Annotated in this window: 19 protein-coding genes and 2 tRNA genes; 13 read left to right on the forward strand and 8 right to left on the reverse strand. The window is 71.7% G+C overall.

What is annotated here, in order from left to right:
- Positions 1 to 12 precede the first annotated feature (12 nt).
- Complete coding sequence (gene rpmH / locus AB0C04_RS00925) at positions 13 to 150, reverse strand: 50S ribosomal protein L34 (protein WP_350868681.1); 138 nt, start codon at positions 148 to 150, stop codon at positions 13 to 15.
- A gap of 638 nt (positions 151 to 788) precedes the next feature.
- On the opposite strand from rpmH, the gene dnaA reads away from it, so the two are divergent.
- From dnaA to AB0C04_RS00950, 5 genes are all read left to right on the forward strand, one after another.
- The gene (gene dnaA, locus AB0C04_RS00930; RefSeq protein ID WP_357046615.1) at positions 789 to 2,585 is read left to right on the forward strand and encodes a chromosomal replication initiator protein DnaA; all 1,797 of its coding nucleotides are present in this window, start codon (positions 789 to 791) and stop codon (positions 2,583 to 2,585) included.
- Positions 2,586 to 3,370: 785 nt separating this feature from the next.
- Positions 3,371 to 4,504, forward strand: a complete 1,134-nt coding sequence (gene dnaN, locus AB0C04_RS00935) for a DNA polymerase III subunit beta (protein ID WP_357046617.1) — start codon at positions 3,371 to 3,373, stop codon at positions 4,502 to 4,504.
- A gap of 37 nt (positions 4,505 to 4,541) precedes the next feature.
- Entirely contained in the window at positions 4,542 to 5,414 is an 873-nt protein-coding gene (gene gnd, locus AB0C04_RS00940; protein ID WP_357046619.1) for a phosphogluconate dehydrogenase (NAD(+)-dependent, decarboxylating), read from the forward strand.
- Between the two features lie 16 nt (positions 5,415 to 5,430).
- Entirely contained in the window at positions 5,431 to 6,564 is a 1,134-nt protein-coding gene (recF, locus tag AB0C04_RS00945) for a DNA replication/repair protein RecF (protein ID WP_357046621.1), read from the forward strand.
- Positions 6,554 to 7,204: a DciA family protein gene (locus AB0C04_RS00950; protein ID WP_357046623.1), complete on the forward strand. Its 651-nt coding sequence runs from the start codon at positions 6,554 to 6,556 to the stop codon at positions 7,202 to 7,204. The genes recF and AB0C04_RS00950 overlap by 11 nt, the downstream gene beginning before the upstream one ends.
- Before the next feature lie 4 nt (positions 7,205 to 7,208).
- Here AB0C04_RS00950 and AB0C04_RS00955 read toward each other — a convergent pair whose 3' ends face one another.
- Positions 7,209 to 7,436 (reverse strand): hypothetical protein, encoded by a 228-nt coding sequence (locus tag AB0C04_RS00955; protein ID WP_357046625.1) that lies wholly within the window; start codon positions 7,434 to 7,436, stop codon positions 7,209 to 7,211.
- Positions 7,437 to 7,526: 90 nt separating this feature from the next.
- Here AB0C04_RS00955 and AB0C04_RS00960 point away from each other — a divergent pair, with 90 nt between their 5' ends.
- A complete protein-coding gene (locus tag AB0C04_RS00960) occupies positions 7,527 to 8,015 on the forward strand; it encodes a MarR family transcriptional regulator (RefSeq protein WP_357046627.1) in 489 nt (162 codons plus the stop codon).
- Positions 8,016 to 8,023: 8 nt separating this feature from the next.
- On the opposite strand, the gene AB0C04_RS00965 is transcribed toward AB0C04_RS00960, so the two are convergent.
- Positions 8,024 to 8,605, reverse strand: a complete 582-nt coding sequence (locus AB0C04_RS00965) for a hypothetical protein (protein WP_357046629.1) — start codon at positions 8,603 to 8,605, stop codon at positions 8,024 to 8,026.
- Positions 8,606 to 9,134: 529 nt separating this feature from the next.
- Between AB0C04_RS00965 and gyrB the strand changes: the two genes are divergently transcribed.
- The 7 genes from gyrB to AB0C04_RS01000 all read left to right on the forward strand — a co-directional run bounded on the left by gyrB (position 9,135) and on the right by AB0C04_RS01000 (position 16,060).
- On the forward strand, positions 9,135 to 11,081 hold the full coding sequence (gene gyrB / locus AB0C04_RS00970; RefSeq protein WP_357046631.1) for a DNA topoisomerase (ATP-hydrolyzing) subunit B: 1,947 nt from the start codon (positions 9,135 to 9,137) through the stop codon (positions 11,079 to 11,081).
- Positions 11,082 to 11,211: 130 nt separating this feature from the next.
- On the forward strand, positions 11,212 to 13,731 hold the full coding sequence (gene gyrA, locus AB0C04_RS00975) for a DNA gyrase subunit A (RefSeq protein WP_357046633.1): 2,520 nt from the start codon (positions 11,212 to 11,214) through the stop codon (positions 13,729 to 13,731).
- Between the two features lie 4 nt (positions 13,732 to 13,735).
- Positions 13,736 to 14,626, forward strand: coding sequence for a DUF3566 domain-containing protein (locus AB0C04_RS00980; protein ID WP_357046635.1), 891 nt, complete (start codon positions 13,736 to 13,738; stop codon positions 14,624 to 14,626).
- 145 nt (positions 14,627 to 14,771) lie between these two features.
- Positions 14,772 to 14,845 (forward strand) — tRNA-Ile (locus AB0C04_RS00985).
- 42 nt (positions 14,846 to 14,887) lie between these two features.
- Complete coding sequence (locus AB0C04_RS00990) at positions 14,888 to 15,016, forward strand: DLW-39 family protein (RefSeq protein WP_231928447.1); 129 nt, start codon at positions 14,888 to 14,890, stop codon at positions 15,014 to 15,016.
- A 45-nt stretch (positions 15,017 to 15,061) separates the two neighbouring features.
- A tRNA-Ala gene (locus AB0C04_RS00995) sits at positions 15,062 to 15,137 on the forward strand.
- Between the two features lie 398 nt (positions 15,138 to 15,535).
- Positions 15,536 to 16,060: a hypothetical protein gene (locus AB0C04_RS01000; protein ID WP_357046638.1), complete on the forward strand. Its 525-nt coding sequence runs from the start codon at positions 15,536 to 15,538 to the stop codon at positions 16,058 to 16,060.
- An 84-nt stretch (positions 16,061 to 16,144) separates the two neighbouring features.
- On the opposite strand, the gene AB0C04_RS01005 is transcribed toward AB0C04_RS01000, so the two are convergent.
- From AB0C04_RS01005 to AB0C04_RS01025, 5 genes are all read right to left on the reverse strand, one after another.
- The gene (locus tag AB0C04_RS01005) at positions 16,145 to 16,408 is read right to left on the reverse strand and encodes a hypothetical protein (RefSeq protein ID WP_357046640.1); all 264 of its coding nucleotides are present in this window, start codon (positions 16,406 to 16,408) and stop codon (positions 16,145 to 16,147) included.
- Between the two features lie 51 nt (positions 16,409 to 16,459).
- On the reverse strand, positions 16,460 to 17,494 hold the full coding sequence (locus AB0C04_RS01010; protein ID WP_357046642.1) for a questin oxidase family protein: 1,035 nt from the start codon (positions 17,492 to 17,494) through the stop codon (positions 16,460 to 16,462).
- A gap of 63 nt (positions 17,495 to 17,557) precedes the next feature.
- The gene (locus AB0C04_RS01015) at positions 17,558 to 18,148 is read right to left on the reverse strand and encodes an HAD family phosphatase (RefSeq protein WP_357046644.1); all 591 of its coding nucleotides are present in this window, start codon (positions 18,146 to 18,148) and stop codon (positions 17,558 to 17,560) included.
- A 106-nt stretch (positions 18,149 to 18,254) separates the two neighbouring features.
- Entirely contained in the window at positions 18,255 to 19,055 is an 801-nt protein-coding gene (locus tag AB0C04_RS01020) for an MBL fold metallo-hydrolase (protein WP_357046646.1), read from the reverse strand.
- Between the two features lie 63 nt (positions 19,056 to 19,118).
- On the reverse strand, positions 19,119 to 23,579 hold the full coding sequence (locus tag AB0C04_RS01025) for an HAD-IC family P-type ATPase (protein ID WP_357046648.1): 4,461 nt from the start codon (positions 23,577 to 23,579) through the stop codon (positions 19,119 to 19,121).
- Positions 23,580 to 23,666 lie beyond the last annotated feature (87 nt).

Here is a 23,666-nt window from a genome sequence, read left to right on the forward strand (position 1 = left end):
ACCCGGTCGGCCTCAGGCCGACAGGGTGGTACGACCCTTGGAACGGCGGTTCGCGAGGATGGCACGGCCGGCACGGGTGCGCATGCGCAGCCGGAAGCCGTGGGTCTTCGCGCGCCGGCGGTTGTTCGGCTGGTAGGTGCGCTTGCTCACGTCAGGCTCTCCGTTTTCGTACGCGCCCCGCGCGACGGGATCGCCGGGGTCGTGGGGTGGTTCAGGCCACCTCGGCGGTGGCCCCCGTTCGGTGCTGCCCGGCGGAGCGGGACCTCGGCAGTGCGGGGATGCGACCGCGGACAGCAAGCACCCATCACCCTAGCAGAGGGCGAGAGAGCAGCCGCTCCAGCCTACGCAGGGGCGCAATGACCGTCAAACAGCTCAGCCGGGATCCACCCGGACGCGCCGAGGACCGAAGCGGCGGTTTTCACTGATGCCGACAACGGCCGGGCCGCGCCGACGGTTGATGGCGCAGGGACAACGCTGTTACCGTGCCCGATTGCGGTCGGCGTCGGGGGTGCAGTCGTCGTCGACCGGCAAGACCGGACAAGGTAGTGAATCGTTCGGCACGGTGTACCCGCTTCAGCGCCCGTTCAGGCAGGGGCAGGTCCCACCCGGAACCGACGAACGGCCACAATCGGTCGGTACACAGGCTGTGGATAACTTGTGGATGACGACCGGTCGGCCATTCGGCCGCTCGGGTGGTGATGGACCACCCGCGCGAATGCGGCGGGCCCGGGACGGCCGGCTGGCAGACAGCGGCGGCCGGGGAGCAGAAGCGAGGGGGTGGCACGACGGTGGCCGGTACGACCGACCTTGCCGCGGTGTGGACGGCGGCGACGGACGAGCTCGCCGACGAGATCATCTCCGCCCAGCAGCGGGCCTACCTCCGACTGACCCGGCTGCGGGCCATCGTCGAGGACACCGCGTTGATCTCCGTGCCGGACGCCTTCACCCGCGACGTGATCGAGTCACGCCTGCGGCCGGCGATCACCGAGGCGCTCACCCGCCGGCTGGGCCGGCCGATCCAGGTCGCGGTCACCGTCCGGGTCGCCGAGGACGCCACCGGCCGCCCGGCGGGCACCGTCTACCGCAGCGCGCCCGAGTCGGAGCCGATCGATCCCCGCGGCGGGCCGGCCGCCCTGCTCGACGAGCCGGCCGGTGTGAGCCAGCGACCGGAAGTGTCGCTTCCTGAGCAGCCGCAGCCCGAGCAGAGCCCCGAGCCGCCGACTGCGGCGCCGATCGGCGACGGGCACCACCCCGGGCTGGCCGGGCGGGACGCGCAGGAGACGTTGTTCAGTGCCGTCTTCGCCGAGCCGCCGGCGCCCCGGCCGGCGCCCGAGCGGCGCGGCTTCGACGAGCAGGCCGCTCGGCTGAACCCGCCGGGCTCGGACACCCGCCCGTACGAGCCCCGGTACCGCGACGACGCCGGCTCACCCCGGGACCAGCACGTGATCCGGGCGCTGCCGCGCGACGGCGGGACCGACAGCGGGCCCGGCCGGGGTGGCACGGATCACCGGACCGGGATGCGGGACGACCGCCGGCTGCCCGGCGCCGACACCGGCGGCAACCGGCTGAACCCGAAGTACATGTTCGAGACGTTCGTCATCGGCTCGTCCAACCGGTTCGCGCACGCCGCGTCGGTCGCGGTGGCCGAGTCACCGGCGAAGGCCTACAACCCGCTCTTCATCTACGGTCACTCCGGGCTGGGCAAGACCCACCTGCTGCACGCGATCGGGCACTACGCCACGACCCTCGGCAATGCCCGCTCGGTCCGGTACGTCTCGACCGAGGAGTTCACCAACGACTTCATCAACTCGCTCCGGGACGACAAGACCAGCGCGTTCCAGCGGCGCTACCGCGACGTCGACATCCTGCTGATCGACGACATCCAGTTCCTGGAGAACCGCGAGCGCACCCAGGAGGAGTTCTTCCACACCTTCAACACCCTGCACAACGCCAACAAGCAGATCGTGATCACCTCCGACCGGTCGCCGCGCCAGCTCGCCACCCTCGAGGACCGGATGCGAACCCGGTTCGAGTGGGGGTTGCTGGCCGACATCCAGCCGCCGGACCTGGAGACCCGGATCGCGATCCTGCAGAAGAAGGCGGCGCAGGAGCGGATGTACGCCCCGCCGGACGTGCTGGAGTTCATCGCCTCCCGGGTGTCGAACTCGATCCGGGAACTGGAGGGCGCGCTGATCCGGGTGACCGCGTTCGCCAGCCTGACCCGGTCGACCGTCGAGCTGTCACTGGCCGAGGAGGTCCTCCGGGACTTCATGCCCGACGGCGCCGGGCCGGAGATCAACGCCGACCAGATCATGGCGTCGACGGCTGACTACTTCGGGGTGAGCCTGGAGGACCTGCGCGGGCACTCCCGGTCCCGGGTACTGGTCAACGCCCGTCAGGTGGCGATGTACCTGTGCCGGGAGTTGACCGACCTCTCGCTGCCCCGGATCGGCCAGGCGTTCGGCGGCCGGGACCACACCACGGTGATGCACGCCGACCGCAAGATCCGGCAGCAGATGGCCGAGCGCCGGTCGCTCTACAACCAGATCGCCGAGCTGACCAACCGGATCAAGCAGAACACCTGAGGCGCGTACGCCTGCCGGCGGGAGACCGACGACGGGCCGCACCCTCCGCCCGGCCGCGCCCACGGCCGGGTTTTTCTGTTTTCCACACCCGGTGAACTTGACCCTCGAGTCGGTCGAGCCCGCAGCATTGAACCCGTGACCGACACCGCCGACGATCGTTGTCCACATCCAGTTATCCACCGTCGGTGGATAACTACGGTCGGTCCGCTCCCAGTTACCCACAGCCTGTGGAGAAACCCTGGGGACAGTGCTGTGGACGGCTGGGGACAACCGCACCGTCATCCACCGATGACGACCGCCCTGTGGGCGACCTGTTGAAGGTTCTGGGGATGACGGTCCACGAGACGACCCGGACGGTCCACAGGTCTGGGGAGAAAGTCGGTGGATTACCGGTGGACAACCGGTGGACAACGGTGGACAACGAGCCGCCGGCGGTGGCCTGTGGACCACGGCACGGGTTCGCACCCCGGTTCTCCACAGCCTGCACACCGGTGGATAACCTGTCTCACCTGCGCGGACGTCGGTTCTCCACAGTTTGCACAGGTGCGATGAAGACGATGAGTTATCTCTTCTAAAAGAACAAAAACCAATCATCACCGTTGGACTTTCTGTGGATCGGGCCGGACGCTGCCGGACCGAGGTGAGCACCAACCCCGGCACCGGGGTCGGGCGCACAGCCGATGCCCCCGCGCCCTAAGGTGCGATGGGTACCCGCACGGTCGGGCGGGTCGGTAGGCAGCGGTCGGCATGAGAGAGTTGTGGCTGACGTCGACGCGGAGGCATTGATGAAGTTCCGAGTGGAGCGCGACGCGCTCGCCGAGGCCGTGGCGTGGACCGCGAAGAGCCTGCCCAGCCGGCCTTCCGTACCGGTGCTGGCCGGTGTGATGCTCCGGGTCACCGACGGCAACCTGCAGGTGTCCGGGTTCGACTACGAGGTCTCCAGCCAGGTCACCGTCGAGGTGCAGGGCGATGCCGACGGGGCCGCGCTGGTCTCCGGCCGCCTGCTCGCCGAGATCACCAAGGCGCTGCCGGCCAAGCCGGTCGACATCGCCGCGGTCGGTGCCCACCTCGAGTTGGTCTGCGGCAGCGCCCGGTTCACCCTGCCCACCATGCCGGTGGAGGACTACCCGTCGCTGCCGGAGATGCCGGAGAGCGCCGGCACGGTCGAGGCGGCCACCTTCGCCGCCGCGGTCGCCCAGGTGGCCGTCGCCGCCGGGCGGGACGAGACCCTGCCGATGATGACCGGCGTCCGGATCGAGCTGAGCGGCGGCACGCTGGCGATGCTCGCCACCGACCGCTATCGGCTGGCGCTGCGCGAGATCCAGTGGCGGCCGGACGACCCCGAGGTGAGCCTCAACGCCCTCGTGCCGGCGCGCACCCTGCACGACACCGCCAAAGCGCTTGGCCCGCTCGGCGGCGAGGTCACTCTGGCGCTCGCCACCGGTGGCGCGGGCGAGGGCATGATCGGCTTCGCCGGCGGAACCCGGCGTACCACCAGCCGGCTGCTCGACGGTGCCAACTACCCGCCGGTCCGCTCGCTCTTCCCGGCCAGCCACAACGCCGAGGCCCGGCTGTCGGTCAGCACCCTGATCGAGGTGGTCAAGCGCGTCGCGCTGGTCGCCGAGCGGACCACCCCGGTGCTGCTCAGCTTCAGCGCCGACGGGCTCGTGGTCGAGGCCGGCGGCTCCGAGGAGGCGCGGGCGAGCGAGGCGATGGAGGCCACCTTCACCGGCGATTCGCTGACCATCGGCTTCAACCCGCAGTACCTGATCGACGGTCTGGCCAACCTGGGCGCGCAGACCGCGATGCTCTCGTTCGTCGACGCCTTCAAGCCCGCGGTGATTTCGCCCGCCGGCGAGGATGGCGAGGTCATCCCCGGGTACCGGTACCTCATCATGCCGATCCGCGTGTCCCGCTGATCGCGCTCGCAAAACAGTCACACCGGAGGTAGGAACGATGCAGCTCGGCCTGGTAGGACTCGGCCGGATGGGCGGCAACATGCGTGAGCGGTTGCGCGCCGCCGGGCACGAGGTGGTCGGTTTCGACCACAACGCGGAGCTGAGCGACGTGCCGTCCCTCGCGGCGCTGGCCGAGAAGCTCGAGTCGCCGCGGGCGATCTGGGTGATGGTCCCGGCCGGCGTGACCGACGCGACCATCGACGAGCTGGCCGCCGTCCTCGGTGCCGGTGACATCATCATCGACGGCGGCAACTCGCGGTTCAGCGACGACGCCCCCCGGGCCGAGCGGCTCAACGAGCGCGGCATCGGCTACATCGACGTCGGCGTCTCCGGCGGCGTCTGGGGCCGGCAGAACGGCTACGCGCTGATGGTCGGCGGCGCCCAGGAGCACGTCGAGCGGCTGATGCCGATCTTCGAGTCGCTCAAGCCGGCGGGCGAGTTCGGTTTCGTGCACGCCGGGCCGGTCGGCGCCGGGCACTACGCCAAGATGGTGCACAACGGCATCGAGTACGGCCTGATGCACGCCTACGCCGAGGGCTACGAGCTGCTCGCCGCCTCCGAGCTGGTCACCAACGTGCCCGGGGTGTTCAAGTCCTGGCGCGAGGGCACGGTGGTCCGGTCCTGGCTGCTCGATCTGCTCGACCGGGCCCTCGACGAGGACCCGGAGCTGGCCGAGCTGAGCGGCTACACCGAGGACACCGGCGAGGGCCGCTGGACGGTCGACGAGGCGGTCCGGCTCGCGGTGCCGCTCAACGTCATCACCGCCTCGCTCTTCGCCCGGTTCGCCTCCCGCCAGGACGACTCGCCCGCGATGAAGGCGGTCGCCGCGCTGCGCCAGCAGTTCGGCGGGCACGCCGTCCACAAGCGCTGAGCGGTATCCACAACCTGTGTACGTCCGCCGGCTTGAACTGGTCGACTTCCGCTCGTACGAGCGCGTCGGCGTGGACCTGGAGCCGGGGACGAACGTCCTGATCGGCGCGAACGGCGTCGGCAAGACGAACCTGGTCGAGGCGCTCGGCTACGTGGCGACCCTGGACAGCCACCGGGTCGCCACGGACGCGCCGCTGGTGCGGATGGGCGCCGGCTCGGCGGTGATCAGGTGCGCGGTCGTGCACGACGGCCGGGAGCTGCTGGTCGAGTTGGAGATCGTCCCGGGCAAGGCCAACCGGGCCCGGCTCGGCCGCTCACCGGCCCGGCGGGCCCGCGACGTGCTCGGCGCGCTGCGGCTGGTGCTCTTCGCCCCGGAGGACCTGGAACTCGTCCGGGGCGACCCGGCCGAGCGTCGCCGTTATCTGGACGACCTGCTGGTCAGCCGCCAGCCCCGGTTCGCCGGGGTGCGGGCCGACTACGAGCGGGTGGTGAAGCAGCGCAACGCCCTGCTCCGCACCGCGTACCTGGCCCGCAAGACCGGCGGGACGCGCGGTGGGGACCTCTCCACCCTGGCTGTCTGGGACACCCACCTGGCCCAGCACGGCGCGGAGCTGCTCGCCGGTCGGCTGGAACTGGTCGCCGCGCTGGCGCCGCATGTGGCCAAGGCGTACGACGCGGTGGCCGCCGGACGGGGCGCGGCCGGCATCGCCTACCGGCCCTCGGTGGAGCTGGCCGAGCCGACCACGGACCGGGCGGTGCTGGCCGAGGCGCTGACCACCGCGCTGGCCGACTCCCGGTCAGCGGAGATCGAGCGGGGCACCACGCTGGTCGGCCCGCACCGCGACGAGTTGGCCCTCACTCTCGGCCCGCTGCCCGCGAAGGGGTATGCCAGCCACGGCGAGTCCTGGTCGTTCGCGCTGGCCCTGCGGCTGGCCGGCTACGACCTGCTGCGCGCCGACGGGATCGAGCCGGTGCTGGTGCTCGACGACGTCTTCGCCGAGCTGGACGCCGGGCGCCGCGAGCGGCTGGCGGAGCTGGTCGGCGGTGCGAGCCAGCTCGTGGTCACCTGCGCGGTCGACGACGACGTACCGGCCGCCCTGCGCGGCGCCCGGTACGAGGTGGGCGAGGGGATGGTGCGCCGTGCCGGATGAGCCGGAACGTCCCGCCGCGGGCGGTACCCCAGCGGGCCGGTCGGACCCGGCGGGCAAGCGGAACCCAGTCGGCAAGGCGGACCCCGCCGGCAAGGCGGACCCGGCCGGCGGGGCGGACGTGGCGGACGGCGTGGCGGGGCCGGAGCTGGCGCGGGCTGTGCTGGACGCGGCGAAGGCCCGGCGGGAGGCCAACCGGACCCGCCGGCGCGGCGGGCCGGGCGGGACCGGCGCAGCCGGGGGTGGAGAGCGGCGGCTGCGCGGCTACTCGGGCCCGGGCCCTGATCCGCGGGATCCGCAGCCGCTCGGCGCGGTGCTGAACCGACTGGTCAAGGCCCGTGGCTGGCAGCAGCCCGCCGCCGAGGCGACCGTCTTCGGCGCCTGGGAGCGGGTGGTCGGCGCCGAGGTGGCTCAGAACAGCCGGCCGGTGAAGCTGGAGAACGGCGAGCTGACCGTGGAGGCCCGCTCCACCGCCTGGGCGACCCAGCTGCGGCTGCTCGCCGGATCACTGTTGAAGCAGATCGCCAAAGAGGTCGGCCACAACGTGGTGCGCAAGCTGCACATCCACGGCCCGGCGGCGCCGTCGTGGTCCCGCGGGCCGCGCCGGGTACGGGGTCGTGGCCCCCGCGACACGTACGGCTGAGCGGTCAACGACCGATGCGCCGGGCCTCCCGCTCGGCGCGCTTGCGTTCCCGTTGCTCGCGGCTCCACTGCTTGCGTCGCTCGAGGTCGTCCTTCCACGCCTCCCGGGCGTGGGTCGAGCCGCCCTGCACCGCGCCCTGCACCTCGGGAGGGCCCGCCAGGTTGCGGAACGCCCAGGCCATGAGTCGGCCGCCCTCGCCGGGGCTTCTGGTGGTCGGCTTCTCGTCACTCATCGCCTCGCCTCTCCCGCAACGGCGGTTGGTGTACAAATAATTGGTACACCAACCGTTGGTACGATCGCAACACCGACAGGAGGTTGACGGGTGGCCGAACAGCTCGACGGGGATCCCCTGGCGCTGGAGCAGCAGGTGTGCTTCGCGCTCTCGGTCGCCGCACGCGGTGTGGTCGCGGTCTACCGGCCGCTGCTGGAGCCGATGGGGCTGACCCACCCGCAGTACCTGGTGATGCTGGCGCTCTGGCAGCACGCCCCGCTCTCCGTGCGCGAGCTCAGCCGCCTGCTGCAGCTCGACCCGGGCACGCTCTCACCGCTGTTGAAGCGGCTGGAGGCGGCCGGGCACCTGCGCCGGGAACGCGACGTCGCCGACGAGCGGAGCCTCGCGGTCACGCTCACCGCCAGCGGCAAGGCGCTGCGGGCCGAGGCCGAGCGGATCCCCCCGGCGATCGTGTCGCGGCTCGGCCTGCCCCTCGACGACCTGCGTCAGCTGCACGCCGCGCTCACCGACGTCATCGCCGCCGCGAACCGGGCCGGCACCGACGCCGCGAACCGGGCCGGCGCCGACGCCGCCGGATAGCGGGTTCGTCAGGGCTGCGGGGCCCGGCGGGGTGCCTCCGACTCGGCGTAGACGGCGAAGCCGCGGTCCGCGCAGCGCCGGTAGAACGCCGCGAGCACGCTCAGCTCGGCGCAGGTGAAGTTCCACTGCGGGGGGTCGCCGCTCTCGTCGCGCAGCGCGTCCAGCCGGCCGTCCAACCACCGCAGCTGCTGCTCGGCCAGCCGCCCGTCGCCGAGCAGCGATCGGAGCACGGAGCTGACCGACTCGAACGTCACCGCCTCGCCGTGCGGGCGATGCCCGGCGACGAACCGCTCGATGCCGTCGGCGATCCAGGCGCACCCGTCCGGGTCGATCACCGGGTCCTCGTCCTCGGCCGCGGCGTCTGTGGCGTAGAGCACACCCTCCAGGCCGAGCAGCAGATCCACCAGCTCGGTGTACGCGGTCGCCCGGACTGTGCCGGTCTTCGCGATCAGCTCCGCCAGCGCGGCGGTCGGCGCGGAGATCTGCGGCACATCGACGATCTCGCCGAAGTCGACGAACTCGGCCGGTGCGACCGGATCGTAGAAGCGGCCGGTCCGCGGCCAGTGCACCGCGACGTTGTCCAGCCCCATCTGAGGTCACCTCTTAAGAGCACGTGTGGGAGTCGATCGGGACGATCGTCCGGTTTCAGCCAGGAAAGATCAAGCCCGCGTCGGGACCGCCGCAAACGTACGGCACCGCCCGCCGGTACGCGACCCCCCGACCCGCCCGGCAGCGGGTGCACCCGTCGGCCGGCGCCGCCCTCGATCGAGGGTTGGCGTGTAGGGGGAGTCGCGGACGGCGCGGTTCGGCCCGCTACGGAGTTCTCAGCCGCTTTGCGAGGGTGCCGAGTGGCGTTTCTGCCGCCAGCGCACAGTAAGATTGACGGAGAGACGAAGACCCGGTGCGGAGCGAGGAGACACGGGCCCGGAAGAGGGCCCGTGATCATTGTCCACGTCGGGTCGAGCCGATCGCGATCCGCGGGCGACCGCGGCGACCGGCGCGTACCGACCCGTCACCGGAGTCCTCCGGTGACGGTCCGCGCGCCGACGTCGCGTCCTGTCCGCCGAACCCGCGCCCGAAGCGCCCACCGGTGCCGACGGAGCGAGAAAGTGGCCGAGCGTGGCAGCGCAGGACAATCAGCAGTACGGCGCAGAGTCGATCACCGTTCTTGAAGGGCTGGAAGCGGTCCGGAAGCGGCCCGGCATGTACATCGGGTCGACCGGTGAGCGGGGTCTGCACCACCTCGTATGGGAGGTCGTGGACAACGCGGTCGACGAGGCGCTGGCCGGTTACTGCGACACCATCGACGTGGTGCTGCTCGCCGACGGCGGGGTCCGGGTCACCGACAACGGCCGGGGCTTCCCGGTCGACCTGCACCCGAAGCTCAAGAAGCCGGGTGTCGAGGTCGCGCTGACCGTGCTGCACGCGGGCGGCAAGTTCGACGGCAAGGCGTACGCGGTCTCCGGCGGTCTGCACGGCGTCGGCGTCTCCGTGGTGAACGCGCTCTCCACCCGGATGGCTGTGGAGATCCACAAGTCCGGTTTCGTGTGGCGGCAGCAGTACGACAACTCCAAGCCCGGCCCGCTGGACAAGGGCGAGACCACCGACCGCACGGGCTCGGCGGTCTCCTTCTGGCCCGACCCCGACGTCTTCGAGACCGTCGACTTCGACTTCCAGACCATCTACCGGCGCCTGCAGGAGATGGCCTTCCTCAACCGTGCCCTCCGCATCCACCTGCTCGACGAGCGGGTGGCCGAGGAGGAGGACGGCCGGCAGCGTGAGGTGACCTTCTACTACGAGGGCGGCATCGCCGACTTCGTCCGGCACCTCAACGCGTCCAAGAACCCGATCCACAAGACGGTGGTCGAGTTCGGGGCCGAGGAGGAGGGCATGTCGGTCGAGATCGCCATGCAGTGGAACGAGTCGTACGGCGAGTCGGTCTACACCTTCGCCAACACGATCAACACCCACGAGGGCGGCACCCACGAGGAGGGCTTCCGGGCCGCGCTGACCAGCGTGGTCAACCGCTACGGCGCGGAGAAGAAGCTGCTCAAGGGCGACGAGAAGCTCTCCGGCGAGGACATCCGCGAGGGGCTCGCCGCGATCATCTCGGTGAAGCTGGCCAACCCGCAGTTCGAGGGCCAGACCAAGACCAAGCTCGGCAACACCCCGGTGAAGAGCTTCGTGCAGCGGGTCTGCAACGAGTGGCTGGTCGACTGGTTCGACCGCAACCCGGCCGAGGCCAGGACCATCATCCAGAAGGCCTCCCAGGCGGCCCGGGCCCGGATCGCCGCCCAGCAGGCACGCAAGCTGGCCCGACGCAAGTCGCTGCTGGAGTCCGGCTCGATGCCCGGCAAGCTGGCCGACTGCCAGTCGACCGACCCGCGGGAGTCCGAGGTCTTCATCGTCGAGGGCGACTCGGCCGGCGGCTCGGCGAAGCAGGGGCGTGACCCGCGGACCCAGGCGATCCTGCCGATCCGCGGCAAGATCCTCAACGTGGAGAAGGCCCGGATCGACCGGGTGCTGAAGAACAACGAGGTCCAGGCGCTGATCACCGCGCTGGGCACCGGCATCCACGACGACTTCGACATCGAGAAGCTGCGCTACCACAAGATCGTGCTGATGGCCGACGCGGACGTGGACGGCCAGCACATCCAGACGCTGCTGCTCACCCTGCTCTTCCGCTTCATGCGTCCGCTGGTCGAGCTGGGGCACGTCTACCTGGCCGCACCGCCGCTCTACAAGATCAAGTGGAACAAGAAGGGCGACGACGCGCAGTACGCGTACTCCGACCGGGAGCGCGACGGGCTGATCGCGCTGCGCCAGCAGAAGAAGCCGAACGCCAGGCCGGACGACATCCAGCGGTTCAAGGGTCTCGGCGAGATGAACTATCCCGAGCTGTGGGAGACCACGATGAACCCGGCGACCCGTACGCTCCGTCAGGTCACGCTCGACGACGCGGCAACCGCAGACGAGTTGTTCAGCGTTCTGATGGGTGAGGACGTGGAGGCGCGCCGGTCGTTCATCCAGCGCAACGCCAAGGACGTCCGGTTCCTGGACATCTGACGGTGATCGGCGGACCGGCTGGGCGACCACCGGCCGGTCCACCGATCCACAGAGTTATCCACAGCTAGGCCGCTTTCCACAGCGGTTATCCACAGCACGAAAACGACTCTGAGTCTGATAAGGGTAAACAGTGACTGATACCCCCGAGTCCACACCGAACGAGCCCGAGGTCCCCGAGACCGCCGGCGCCGTGGTCGCGCACGACCGGATCGAACCGGTCGGGCTCGAGGTGGAGATGCAGCGCTCCTACCTCGACTACGCCATGAGCGTCATCGTCGGGCGGGCGCTGCCGGACGTCCGGGACGGGCTCAAGCCGGTACACCGCAAGATCCTCTACGCGATGTTCGACTCCGGCTACCGGCCGGACCGCGGCTACGTGAAGTGCTCCCGGGTCGTCGGCGACGTGATGGGTCAGTTCCACCCGCACGGCGACTCGGCGATCTACGACGCGCTGGTCCGGATGGCGCAGCCCTGGTCGCTGCGCTACCCGCTGGTCGACGGCAACGGCAACTTCGGCTCGCCCGGTAACGACCCGGCGGCGGCGATGCGGTACACCGAGTGCAAGCTCGACCCGCTCGCCATGGAGATGCTGCGCGACATCGACGAGGACACTGTCGACCTGCAGGACAACTACGACGGTCGGGCCAAGGAGCCCACCATCCTGCCGTCCCGGATCCCCAACCTGCTGGTGAACGGCTCCGAGGGCATCGCGGTCGGCATGGCCACCAAGATCCCGCCGCACAACCTGCGGGAGATCGGCGCGGCGGTGCAGTGGTGCCTGGAGAACCCGGACGAGGACGAGGCCACCACCCTCGAAGCGCTGCTCGGCATCGTCAAGGGCCCGGACTTCCCGACCCACGGCCTGATCGTCGGCACCCAGGCGATCCAGGACGCGTACCGCACCGGGCGTGGCTCGATCCGGATGCGTGCCGTCGTGGAGGTCGAGGAGGACAAGCGCGGCCGGCCCGCCCTGGTCGTCAGCGAGCTGCCCTACCAGGTGAACCCGGACAACCTGGCCGAGCGGATCGCCGAGCTGATCAAGGAGGGCAAGCTCGCCGGCATCGCCGACATCCGCGACGAGTCCTCCGGGCGTACCGGTATGCGGATCGTGCTGGTGCTCAAGCGCGACGCGGTCGCCAAGGTGGTGCTGAACAACCTCTACAAGCACACCCAGCTCCAGGAGACCTTCGGCGCCAACATGCTGGCGCTGGTCGACGGGGTGCCGCGCACGCTCAACCTGGCCCAGTTCATCCGCTACTACGTCGAGCACCAGATCGACGTGATCCGCCGGCGGACCGCGTTCCGGCTGCGCAAGGCCGAGGAGCGGGCGCACATCCTGCGCGGCCTGTCCAAGGCGCTCGACGCCCTCGACGAGGTGATCGCCCTGATCCGGCGCTCCCCGACGGTGGAGGACGCCCGGCAGGGCCTGGTCCGGCTGCTGGAGATCGACGAGATCCAGGCGACCGCGATCCTCGACATGCAGCTGCGCCGGCTCGCCGCCCTGGAGCGGCAGCGGATCCTGGACGACCTGGCGAAGCTCGAGATCGAGATCGCCGACCTGAAGGACATCCTGGCGAAGCCGGAGCGGCAACGGCGGATCGTCTCCGAGGAGCTGGGCGAGATCGTCGCCAAGTGGGGCGACGAGCGCCGTACCCAGATCGTGCCGTTCGACGGCGAGGTCTCGATGGAGGACCTCATCGCGCGGGAGGACGTGGTCGTCACGATCACCCGCACCGGGTACGCCAAGCGGACCAAGGTCGACCTGTACCGCTCCCAGCGCCGTGGCGGCAAGGGCGTCAGCGGCGCCACGCTGCGCCAGGACGACATCGTCAGCCACTTCTTCGTCTGCTCCACCCACGACTGGATCCTGTTCTTCACCAACAAGGGCAGGGTCTACCGGGCCAAGGCGTACGAACTTCCGGAAGCCAGTAGGGTGGCGAAGGGCCAGCACGTGGCCAATCTGCTCGCCTTCCTACCGGACGAGCAGATCGCACAGATCATCGAAATTCCGAACTACCAGGTGGCTCCCTACCTGGTACTGGCCACGAAGAACGGCCTGGTGAAGAAGACGCGGCTCGAGGAGTTCGACTCCAACCGTTCCGGCGGCATCATCGCGATCAACCTGCGCGATGAGGACGAGCTGGTCGGTGCCGCCCTGGTCGGGCCGGCGGACGACCTGCTGCTGGTATCGAAGAACGCCCAGGCGATCCGGTTTAACGCCACCGACGAGGCGCTTCGGCCGATGGGGCGGGCCACCTCGGGCGTGATCGGCATGCGCTTCGCCGAGGACGACGTCCTGCTCGCCATGGAGGTCGTGCGGGAGGGTCTGGACGTCCTGGTGGCCACAAACGGGGGATACGCGAAACGTACCCCGATCGAGGAATACCCGGTCCAGGGCCGGGGAGGTAAAGGTGTGCTGACTGCGAAGATCACCGAGCGACGCGGTGGTCTGGTCGGTGCGGTCGTGATCGACCCGGACGATGAGCTGTTCGCCATCACGAGCAACGGTGGTGTCATCCGGACTCCGGTGAAGCCTGTACGCCGTACGCGTGACCGGAACACAATGGGGGTCAAGCTGATGGACCTTCCGGACGGCGTGACTATCGTGGCGATTGCTCGCAATGCCGACGAGCCTGACGAACAGGACTAGTTGAATGACGGAGACACAGGCGAAGTCGGGGAACACGGGGACCTCGGCCAACCCGGTCGACGAGGAGGCCGCATCGGGCGGCACACCAGCGACCGGCCGCGCCGCCGTGGGCCGGGCGACCGTCCCCGCCGATGCGCCTGCCCCGAAATTCACCCGGGCTCCCGGGATGACGCCACCGCCGGACAAGCCGACCGACGAGGCGGGGTCCGCTGACAAGACCGAGGCGACGCCGGCCGAAGCCGCCGCGGGCGGTTCCGCCGGCGCGGCGGGTGCCGCCCGTCCGACCAGCACCCAGCAGATCCCGGTTCGGGCCGGCGCGTCCGCCAGCGGGACGACCGGCACCCAGCCCCGGGTCGGCGGCAGCGCGATGCCGCAGCCGGACGGCGGCCGGCAGGGGCCGGGTGGTCGCCCGAACAACGGCGGGGGTCTGCCGCCGGGCATCGGCAACGCGGCCGCCGTCGGGGCCGCCCGCGTCGGTGAAGCGGTACGCGCGGCGCGTACCTCGGTCAGCTCGGCCGCGTCCCGCGGACCGCGCCGGGCCCGGCTGAACCTGAAGCGGATCGACCCCTGGTCGGTGATGAAGTTCGCATTCGCCGTGTCGGTGGTGCTCTTCATCGTCGTGGTGGTCGCCACCTCGGTGCTCTACCTCGCTCTGGACGCGATGGGCGTCTTCCAGAGCGTCAACGACAGCCTGACCGACCTGGTCAGCGCCGGCGGTGGGCAGAGCACCGACGGCTTCCAGATCACCGCCCGGGGCGTCATCCTCAGCTCAGCGTTGATCGGCCTGGTCAACGTCGTGCTGTTCACCGCGCTGGCCACGCTCGGGGCGTTCGTCTACAACGTCTGCGCCGACCTGGTCGGCGGCATCGAGCTGACGCTCGCCGAGCGGGACTGAAACAACGGGCGCCGGGGCACCGCGGAAAGCGGTCGCCCCGGCGTTCCGCACTCCGGTACTTTCGAGATCGCGACGGCGCCGCGCGGGCCCGGACCCCGATTTGGGGCGGCGAGCGCGGATGGGTTAACCTTGCTCGTCGCAACGCGGGGCTATAGCTCAGTCGGTTAGAGCGCAGAGCTGATAACTCTGAGGTCGCTGGTTCGATTCCAGCTAGCCCCACCGCACGTCATCCGACGGCAGCCGAGCGCAAGGGGTCGCCCCATGTTCAAGAAGCTTCTGATTCTCGCCGGCGTTGTCGGCGTGGCCGCCGTCGTGGCCAAGAAGGTCAAGGCTTCCAACGACGAGCGCGCCCTCTGGCACGAGGCCACCACCGCGCCCGACCTGCGCTGAGGCCCGCGCCTCAGTCGCCAGTGACCAGGCGGCACCGCCGCCCTCGGGGCCCTAGCTCAACTGGCAGAGCACTGCCTTTGCAAGGCAGGGGTTAGGGGTTCAAGTCCCCTGGGCTCCACCAACTCCCGTGCAGGTCGCGGGGCATTCTCTCCAGCTGGATCCGCTGCGATCGATCGGCACCCCCCGCGAGGTGTTTCCGACCTCGCGAGAAGCGGCCACGGCTTGAAATCGCCATGTCAGCAAAGCCTCTGTCGGTGCGCGACATTCCTCGCCCCTTACTCCCCGAGAGGGAGTGGGATCCCCCGCACGGGTGTGATACCGCAACCGGAACCCTGCGACGTTGTCCATGGCGATGGGTGCGCTGAAAGCCCGGTAGCCAGACGACCAGTTGGGACTCTGCGAAGGCGAGGGCGTGCAATGGCTCAGGCGACCGAGAAGGCGGCGGCGGGGGGATCGGCGCGGTGCGCGTCGCCGCCGAAGTGGGCACGGTGGGCAGGACATGTGGCATGGGTGGCTCCGGTGCTCGGCTTCATCCCGCTCCACATCCCATGGATCCTCGGCATTCCACTGTTCGCCAACCCTGAGCCGTTTGACGAGTGGTATCACGGCCGCGGCCCGGGCGTTGGAGACCACCCGGTTGAGGGGTTCCTCGGTATGCCGGCCGGTGCGTTCTACCTGGGCATTCTCTGTATCCTCGCTGCTCTCGGCGGGATACTGGCCCTCGGGCTCATCAGCGACTGGGGCCTGACCTTCCCTCGCTGGATACCGCTGCTGCGTGGCCGCCGGGTCCCACCATGGCTCCCGTTGACACCCACCGTTCTCGGGTCTGTGCTGATGATCGGCTATTCGCTGACTCTGCCCACGCAACTCTCCGAACAACTCGACACGTCCAGCCCGCAGGACATCTTCACGACCACCGGGGTTCTCATCGGCCTACCGCTGCTCGTGGCGTGGGAAATCGCGTTACCGATGGCAGGGTGGTCCTACTACCGCCGCACCCGTCGTGTCGACCGGTCACTGGCTTCCGCCGTCGCCATTCGCTGAGTGTTCGCCGGGGGCAGGGAGCCTGACCAACGGTCTGCTGGCCGGTGCCGCCACCACGCTCGCCCGGTCGATTCCGTCAACCGCCTACGGCCCGATTTCGGTGCGCTCGGGGTGCATCTCGCCCTGGCTGACCGGGCGACCGGGGACGTTGATGCACAACTGTCCCGGCTCCGCGCGGCAGACCGGGCAGGGGCGGTAGGACTCGACCGGTCCGGGATCGAGGCCCCGCGCCAGGGCGGCCCGGACGATCTCGTCGGCCGCGTGGTGCAGCTCAAGGTCGCGATACTTCACCGCAGCCCGGTGGATTCGCTGGAGCGCGTTTCGCGCCAGCTCCGATGGGTCGGTCATCCGACCGACCTTCCCGTTGTGCTCGCCGTGACACACCCCCTGGGCGCGCCTTCAGTCGGCGGCGATCTGCCGAGTCGACTGGGCGGCGGTGGCGAGGATCCCGGCATCGCCGCCGCGGTCGTACGTGTCGATCGCGGCATCGGCGAACTTGATCGCGTGCGGATCGCCGGACGCAGCCGCCTGCCGCATGACCTCGTCGACGGCCAAGGTGGGGCGAGCGGGCGGGGCGGGGCGCGCCTCGGCGGGTGCGTAGGCGGCGGTGACCGCGGCCGCCGCGGCCCAGGCGGCGTCGAGACTCGGCGCCCAGAGCCGCCTCGGCAGAGCGGGCAGGGCCCGCAGGACGGCGTTCGGCGCGGTGGCCGCGTGCACGAGCATGACCGGACTCGCGTACCCGTGGGTGCCGTGCCGGGCGACGGCCGCGTCCACCACGGCGGCGAGCCGGGCCGGCACGCCATCGGCCACGGCGCCGGGCACCGCGCCGGACGCCACCGGCCAGTCGGGCGAATCGGCCAGCTGCGCGAGGCGGGCACGGATGCCGAAACGCTGGTCCGGCACCCGGGGTACCGCGTCCAGGGCGGATCGCGGATCGGTCGCCGGATAGGGGCCGACGCCGGGCGGCGCGAGGGGTTGCCACCGAGCCGCCCAGTAGGCCAGGCCCTGGCCGAGCTCGTCGACGCGTGGGCCGCTCTCCTCGTCCAGCAGCGCGCGTACGGCATGGCCGACCCCGATCACCCCGTGGGTGGCGCCTGCCGCGATGCCCGGCAGCAGGCGCGGCCACCACCGTACGAGCACCTCGCGCCAGGGCTCGTCAGCCAGTTCGCGCTCGAAGTAGCTGATCCAGTCACCGGTGCGCAGTGGGTCGCCGAGCGGGTCACGCCACTCGTCGGTGGGGATGGGCCGGATGCCCCTCGGTCGTTCGTCGAGCCGGTCCGCGTACGCGTCGAGCCACCGGTGGACGGCCTCCTCGTGACCGTGGTGGGCCAGCGCCTCCACCGCCATCGGAGCGTGGTTGGACAACCAGCCGTCCCGCTCCGGGCCGCTGTGCCGCACCCGTTCGTACGCCTCGTCCAGGGTTGAACCTGTCATGTGGACAAGGCTGCAAGGTGAAGCCCGGTTCAGGTCAACCGCGCAGGGGCGCGCGATCCCCGATCAGGCGCGGCGGGGCTGTGGCACCCGTACGGAGGCCATGCCCGCCGCCGTCGCCGCCTGGATGCCCAGGTCGGTGTCCTCGAAGACGAGGCACGCGGACGGCTCCACGTGGAGGAGCTGCGCGGCGAGCAGGAAGGCTTCCGGGTCGGGCTTGGCCTTCGCGTAGTCCTCGGCGCAGACCAGCACGTCGAACTTCTCCAGCAGGTCGAGCGTGCCGAGGGAGGCGGTGACGGATTCCCGGGTGCTGCCGGAGACCACGGCGATGGGGAGCCGCTGATGGGCGTCGTGGATGTGCCGCAGGACGTCGGGGACGGCGGTGAGCTGCGGCAGCAGCCGCAGGTAGTGGTCCTCCCGGCGGCGGGTGACGGCCTCGATCGGCATCGCGAGACCCTGCTGCTCGTTGAGCGTGACGATGATGTCGGCCACCGGCCTGCCGCCCCAGGCGTAGAAGAGCTCCTCCGGGAAGACGCACTTCCACTCGTCGAGGGCCTGCTTCCAGGCCAGGTAGTGCAGTGGCATGGAGTCGGCGATGGTGCCGTCGCAGTCGAAGAGGTAGGCCTGGAAGTCGCCGGAGGGCAGGGGCAGGGTCACCGCAGGAGCCTATAGCGCGTGCGGAGCGGCATGACCGGCGCGCGCGAGGGTAGGAGGGGTGGCCGTTGCCGACGTGGCCCGCTCGCTGAACGGCGGCGTCCCGGCCTCAGCCGGCCAGGGTGAGCGGGACGGTCTCGCCCCGGGCGATGGTGCGTACCTGGCGGGCGAGGCCCCGCCGGCGGACCTCCTCCACGAAGTGCGCCAGCGGCGAGCGGAAGACCCGGTAGTCGTCGTAGTGGATGGGCACCGTCAGCTTCGGGCGGACCAGCTCGACCAGGTCGGCGCCCTGTTGGGCGTCCATGGTCAGCAGGATTCCGGCGACCTTCGTGCCGCCGAGGTGGATGAGCATCGCGTCGATGTCCGGGTACCGCTCGGGGATGGCGGCGAGCTGCGGCCGGTTCAGGGTGTCGCCGGTGACGTAGAGGCGGAACCGCCGGGTGCCGTCGCGGAACAGCTCGAGCATGGTCCCCATCACGTCCGGGAGCAGCTGATCCAGGAGGCCGGGGCCGTGCTGACCGGGCATCGAGGTCAACCGCAGCGTCTCGCCGTCGCGGTGCAGCTCGTGCGAGCGCCAGGTGGACAGCCCCAGCGCGCCGTGGAAACCCCACCGGGTCAGCTTCTGTTGCGCCGACGGCGTGGTGACGATCGGCAGTTGCCGGTCCAGCTCCCGGCGGGCCACCCGGTCGAAGTGGTCACCGTGCAGGTGGGAGAGGACCACCGCGTCCAGCGCCGGCAGGTCGGCGATCCGCAGCGCCGGATCGGTACGCCGCCGCGACCACATTCCCTTACCCAGGTAGGCCCGCTGCCCGCGATGCAGGAAGTTCGGGTCGGTGAGCAGGGTGAACCCGCCGATCCGCAGTACCGTGGTGGCGGTCCCGACGAAGGTCACTTCCGGCTGTTCAGCCACCGCACCCACCTCCACCGACAGCCGTTACCCGCGAACCACTGCCGGCATGCGCAGCGGCGGCGGTCACCGCTGCGGCGGGTCGGACCCGTCGTCGCCCTCCGGATGGTCGCCCTCCGGCTTGATCTGGGGTAGCCGCTCCACCAGCCGGCTGAGCGCGCCGTTGGCGAACGTGGCCCCGAACGCCGAGCCGGCCGCGATGCCCCAGCCCACCGGCCCGAGCGGGGTGCAGCCGAAGAACTGGCTGAGCCCCGGCGTCTGCACCACGGCGCCCAGCACTCCGAGCGACGCCGCCGTCGAGGCGAGCACCGCCGGGCTGGTGCCTCCGGCCAGCACGGTCTGGCCGAGCTGCGTGCCGACCAGCGAGACCAGCGCCACCGTGCCGGCCCGCCGGGGAGTCCCGGTGTAGCGGGCCAGCGTCCAGCCAGCCGTCGCACCGAGCGTGGTGGCGGCGGCGCGCAGCCCGATCTCCCGGGTGAGCGTCGCGCCGAGTGAGCTGTCCGGTCCCTCGCGGAGCAGGCCGTCGGTGCGGTCCGCCGCCGGTGGCCGAATCGCGATGGCCAGCGCCGGCGCCAGGTCGGTGAGCAGGTTGACCAGCAGCAGTTGCCGCCCGGTGAGCGCGGACCGGCCGGTCGCCGCGGCCGTCAGCACGCTGAACGCGATCTCGCCGAGGTTGCCACCGACCAGGATGCTCAGCGCGTGCCGTACCGACGACCACATCGCCCGACCCTCGACCAGGGTGGCGATGATCGTCTCCAGCCGGTCGTCGGTGACCACCAGGTCGGCGGCGGCCCGGGCCGCCGGGGTGCCCCGCTGGCCGAGGGCGATGCCCACGTCGGCCAGCCGGATCGCGGGCGCGTCGTTGGCGCCGTCGCCGGTCATCGCGACGGTACGCCCGCACTTCTGCAACGCCTGGATGATCCGTACCTTGTGCGCCGGGGTGCAGCGGGCCACCACGTCGGTGTTGGCCAGCCGCTCGGCGAGGGCGTCGTCGTCGAGCTGGTCGAGTTCGGTGGCGGTGACCACCCGCTGCTCGTCGTGCTCGGTGATGGTCGCGGCGATCGCCTCGGCGGTCGCCGGGTGGTCGCCGGTGATCATGATGGTGTGCACGCCGGCCTGCCGGATCCGGCGTACGGCGGGGGCGGCGCTCTCCCGGACCCCGTCGGCGAGGGCCAGGAAACCGACGAAGCTCAGGTCGCGCACCTGGTCGTCGTTGACCGTGCGCTCGTCCACCCGGCACTCGGCGACGGCCAGGATGCGATGCCCCGCACCGGCCCGCTCGGCGAGCAGCCGGTGCAGTTCGGCGCGACCGGGGTCGTCCAGCGACTCCTCCCGCCCGTCGACGCGCCGGGTCGCGCACCGGGGCAGCACCGACTCCGGCGCGCCCTTGACGCTGAGCAGCAGACCGTCGTCGTACTCGCCGACGCTGGCGTGGTAGCCGCGGGACGGTTCGAAGGGCAGCCCGCCGACCGGACGCCAGCTGCCCGCGCCGGTCTGCTCGACCACGCCCGCGGACCCGGCGCCGCGCCGGACCGCCCGGTCGGTCTGCTGGGCCAGCTCCTCCGGGTCGGCCGCCGAGGGGGTGGCCCGTAGCGCCGTTCCGAGGGTGAGTCGGAGCCGGTCGTCGAGCCGGTCCACCGGCTCGTACCGGCTGCCGTCGCCGTCACCCACCCCGGCGAGCAGCAACTGCCCCTCGGTGAGGGTGCCGGTCTTGTCGAAGCAGAGCACGTCCACCCGGCCGAGCGCCTCGATGGTGCGCGGATTGCGGACCAGTGCGCCGTGCTCGGCGAGCCGCCGGGCGGCGGCCAGCTGCGCGGCGCTGACCAGGAACGGCAGCCCCTCCGGCACGGAGGCCACGGCCAGGTTCGCGGCGGTCGCGGCGGTCTCCGCCAGCGGTACGCCCCGCAGCAGGCCGGCTCCGGCCACCGCCACCGCCGAGCTGGCCGCCAGGGGGATCGCCGCGCTGGTCAGCCGGCCGAGCCGGGCCTCCACGCCACCGGTCGGGGGCGCCTGTCGAGCCAACGCGAGGCTGCGGCCGGTCTCGGTGTCCGCGCCGGTCGCCACCACCACGGCGGTGCCGTGCCCGGCGGCGATCGTGGTCCCCTCGTAGAGCATGGAGTGCCGGTCCGCGACGGCGGCGGCGACCACCGGCTGGTCGGTCTTGGCGACCGGCAGCGACTCGCCGGTCAGCGAGGATTCGTCCGCCTCCAGCCCCACCGACTCGATCACCCGGCAGTCGGCCGGCACCGCGTCGCCCGGCTCCAACGTGACCACGTCGCCAGGCACCAGGTCGTCGGCGGCCAGCACCCGCTCCGCGCCGTCGCGCCGGACCCGGGCGGTGACCGCCGAGCGCGACAGCAGTTCGGCCAGGGAGCGTTCGGTGTTGCGCTGGTGCACCGCGCCGATCAGTGCCGACCCGCCGACCACCCCGCCCACCAGGCCGGCGTCGACCAGCGAGCCGAACGACGCGGAGAGCACCGCGCCGGCGGCCAGCACCGGGGTGAGCGGGTTGGCCAGCTCGTCGACGAACGCCCGCAGCAGGCCACCCGAGGCCGGCGCGTCCACCCCGCCGCCGGTACCCCGCTGCGTCGCGTCCGCGGTGCTCAGCCCGTCCGGGCCCGTGCCGAGCCGGTCGAAGACGGTCTCGACGGGCATCAGGTGCCAGGCGGTCGCCACCGGCGCCGGGGTGTCCGCCGGCTTGGGCAGCCGGCTGGCCCGCCACACGCCGTGCCCGAAGGCCAGCGCGGCAGCGCCGTTGACCGCCAGCAGGGCCCGGTTGGGCAGTTCGGTGGGCGCGGCCGTGAACGCGCCCAGCGCACCGAGGCCGGTCCCGGCCATCGCCAGCCGGATGTTCTGCTCGGTCATCCGGCGGGCCACACCGGCCGCCTCGATCAGCAGCGCCGTCACCCGCAGGTCCTCGCCGACCAGCAGGTGCGCACCCCACGGCGGCAGGTCGTCGGGGCCGTAGACGCCGAGGCCGCAGTCCGACGTGCCGAGGGCCGCCCGGTCGCCGGAAACCAGCATCACCATCGCGCCGTCGCGTTGCAGCGACCGGACCGACTCGACCAACTGCTCCCCGCCGGGCAGGACCGCGTCGGCGAAGCCGTAGCGCTGCTCATCGTCGCCGGCGACGACCAGCCGCAACCCGGCGTGGCGGGCCGCGGCGGGCAGACCGTCGACGCCCGGCGCCGGCTCCGGTTCCACCCGCAACAGGGCGGCGAGGGTGCCCCCCTCGGCGAGGCCGAGCAACTGGCCGCCGCCCGAGCGGAGTCGGGCGCTGTCGGGAGTGTCGCCCGGGTCGGCGGCGTCGAGCCGGCCCAGCGGGCCGAGCCGCCAGCCGTCCGCCTCGTGCAGGCGCTCCGGGTCCGCCGGGTCGAAGAGCGCGAACGCCCGCTCGGCCACCTGCCCGGTGTCCGCGCCGGGCAGCGGGGCCAGGTCGGCCAGCACCCCGCGATCCGAGCCGAGCACGGCGGCGTCCAGCACCAGCGTGTCGATCCGGTCGAGTTCGCGCAGCACCCCCCGCTCCATGGCGATCACTCCGCGCCGGGCCAGGATCCGGCCCAGCTGCGCGCCGTACCCCTCACGGCCACTGCCCGGTGCCTTCGGGAGGCTGGAGAGCCCGAGCGCGGCGGCCCGTTTCCGCCCGGCCACCGGGGCGGCGGCCGCGGCGGCGGCGGCCCCGGCGGCCAGCATCCGGATGCTGAAGCGCTCGACCGGGCCGTCCGGCTTCGGGCGGGGCCGGTCGACGACGGGCGAGCGGGCGACGGCGTGTTCCGGGTCACCGGTCAGCCGGGGCTCGGCCTCCTCCCAGACGGCGAGCTGGGCGCGGTCCTCACCCCACTGCACGATCCGCTGCGCGCTGTCGAGCACGATCCCGGCCCACCCACCGGTGAGCCCCTGCACCACCGCCTCGGCCAGCGGGAAGATCAGGTCGGCCCGGGGGTCGGCGCGCAGGCCCCGCCCCGCCAGCGCGTGCAGCCGCGGATGCAGGTCCACCGCGCCGAGCAGGCCGGCGACCTCGCCGGGCACCGGGGCGAAGGGCAGGATCCGGGTGGCCGCGGAGATGGTCAGACCCAGCGCGTCGGAGGCGAGCGCGCCGAGCGTCCGCGGGGTACGCGGGCCCTCCTCGGGCGGGTGCGGCGGCGGCACCTCCGGGTCGGGCTCGTACGGGCAGGTGCGCTCGGCGCGGGCGATCGTCGCGATCAGGTCGCGCAACTTCGGCTCGGGTGATCCGAGCGCGACGACCACCCGACCGGACGGCGCGTTCACCCGGGCCCAGGAGACGCCCGGCATCCGCTCCAGCGCCGACTCCACGTTGCGGGCCAGGGTGTCGCCGCCGTCCTGGCAGACACCGTGCACCTCGATGTGGTGCCGACCGGGCCGGGACCAGACCCGACGCCGGGTCAGTCCGGCCATCCGGGCCAGCCGGGTCGCGGTCGAGCCGACGCCCTGCGATGCCTCCTCGACCAGCCGTGGTACGCCGACCGGCGGGAGCAGCCGACCGGCGAGGCCGCGCACGGACGTCATCGAGGCGTACGGCCGGACGGGTGCCGGCCTGGCTCCCCGATTCTGCTGTCCCTGCCGAGCGCCATCTCGCCTCCCACGCGTCGCGTC

The organism is Micromonospora sp. NPDC048909, assembly GCF_040649635.1.
Classification (GTDB): Bacteria; Actinomycetota; Actinomycetes; order Mycobacteriales; family Micromonosporaceae; genus Micromonospora.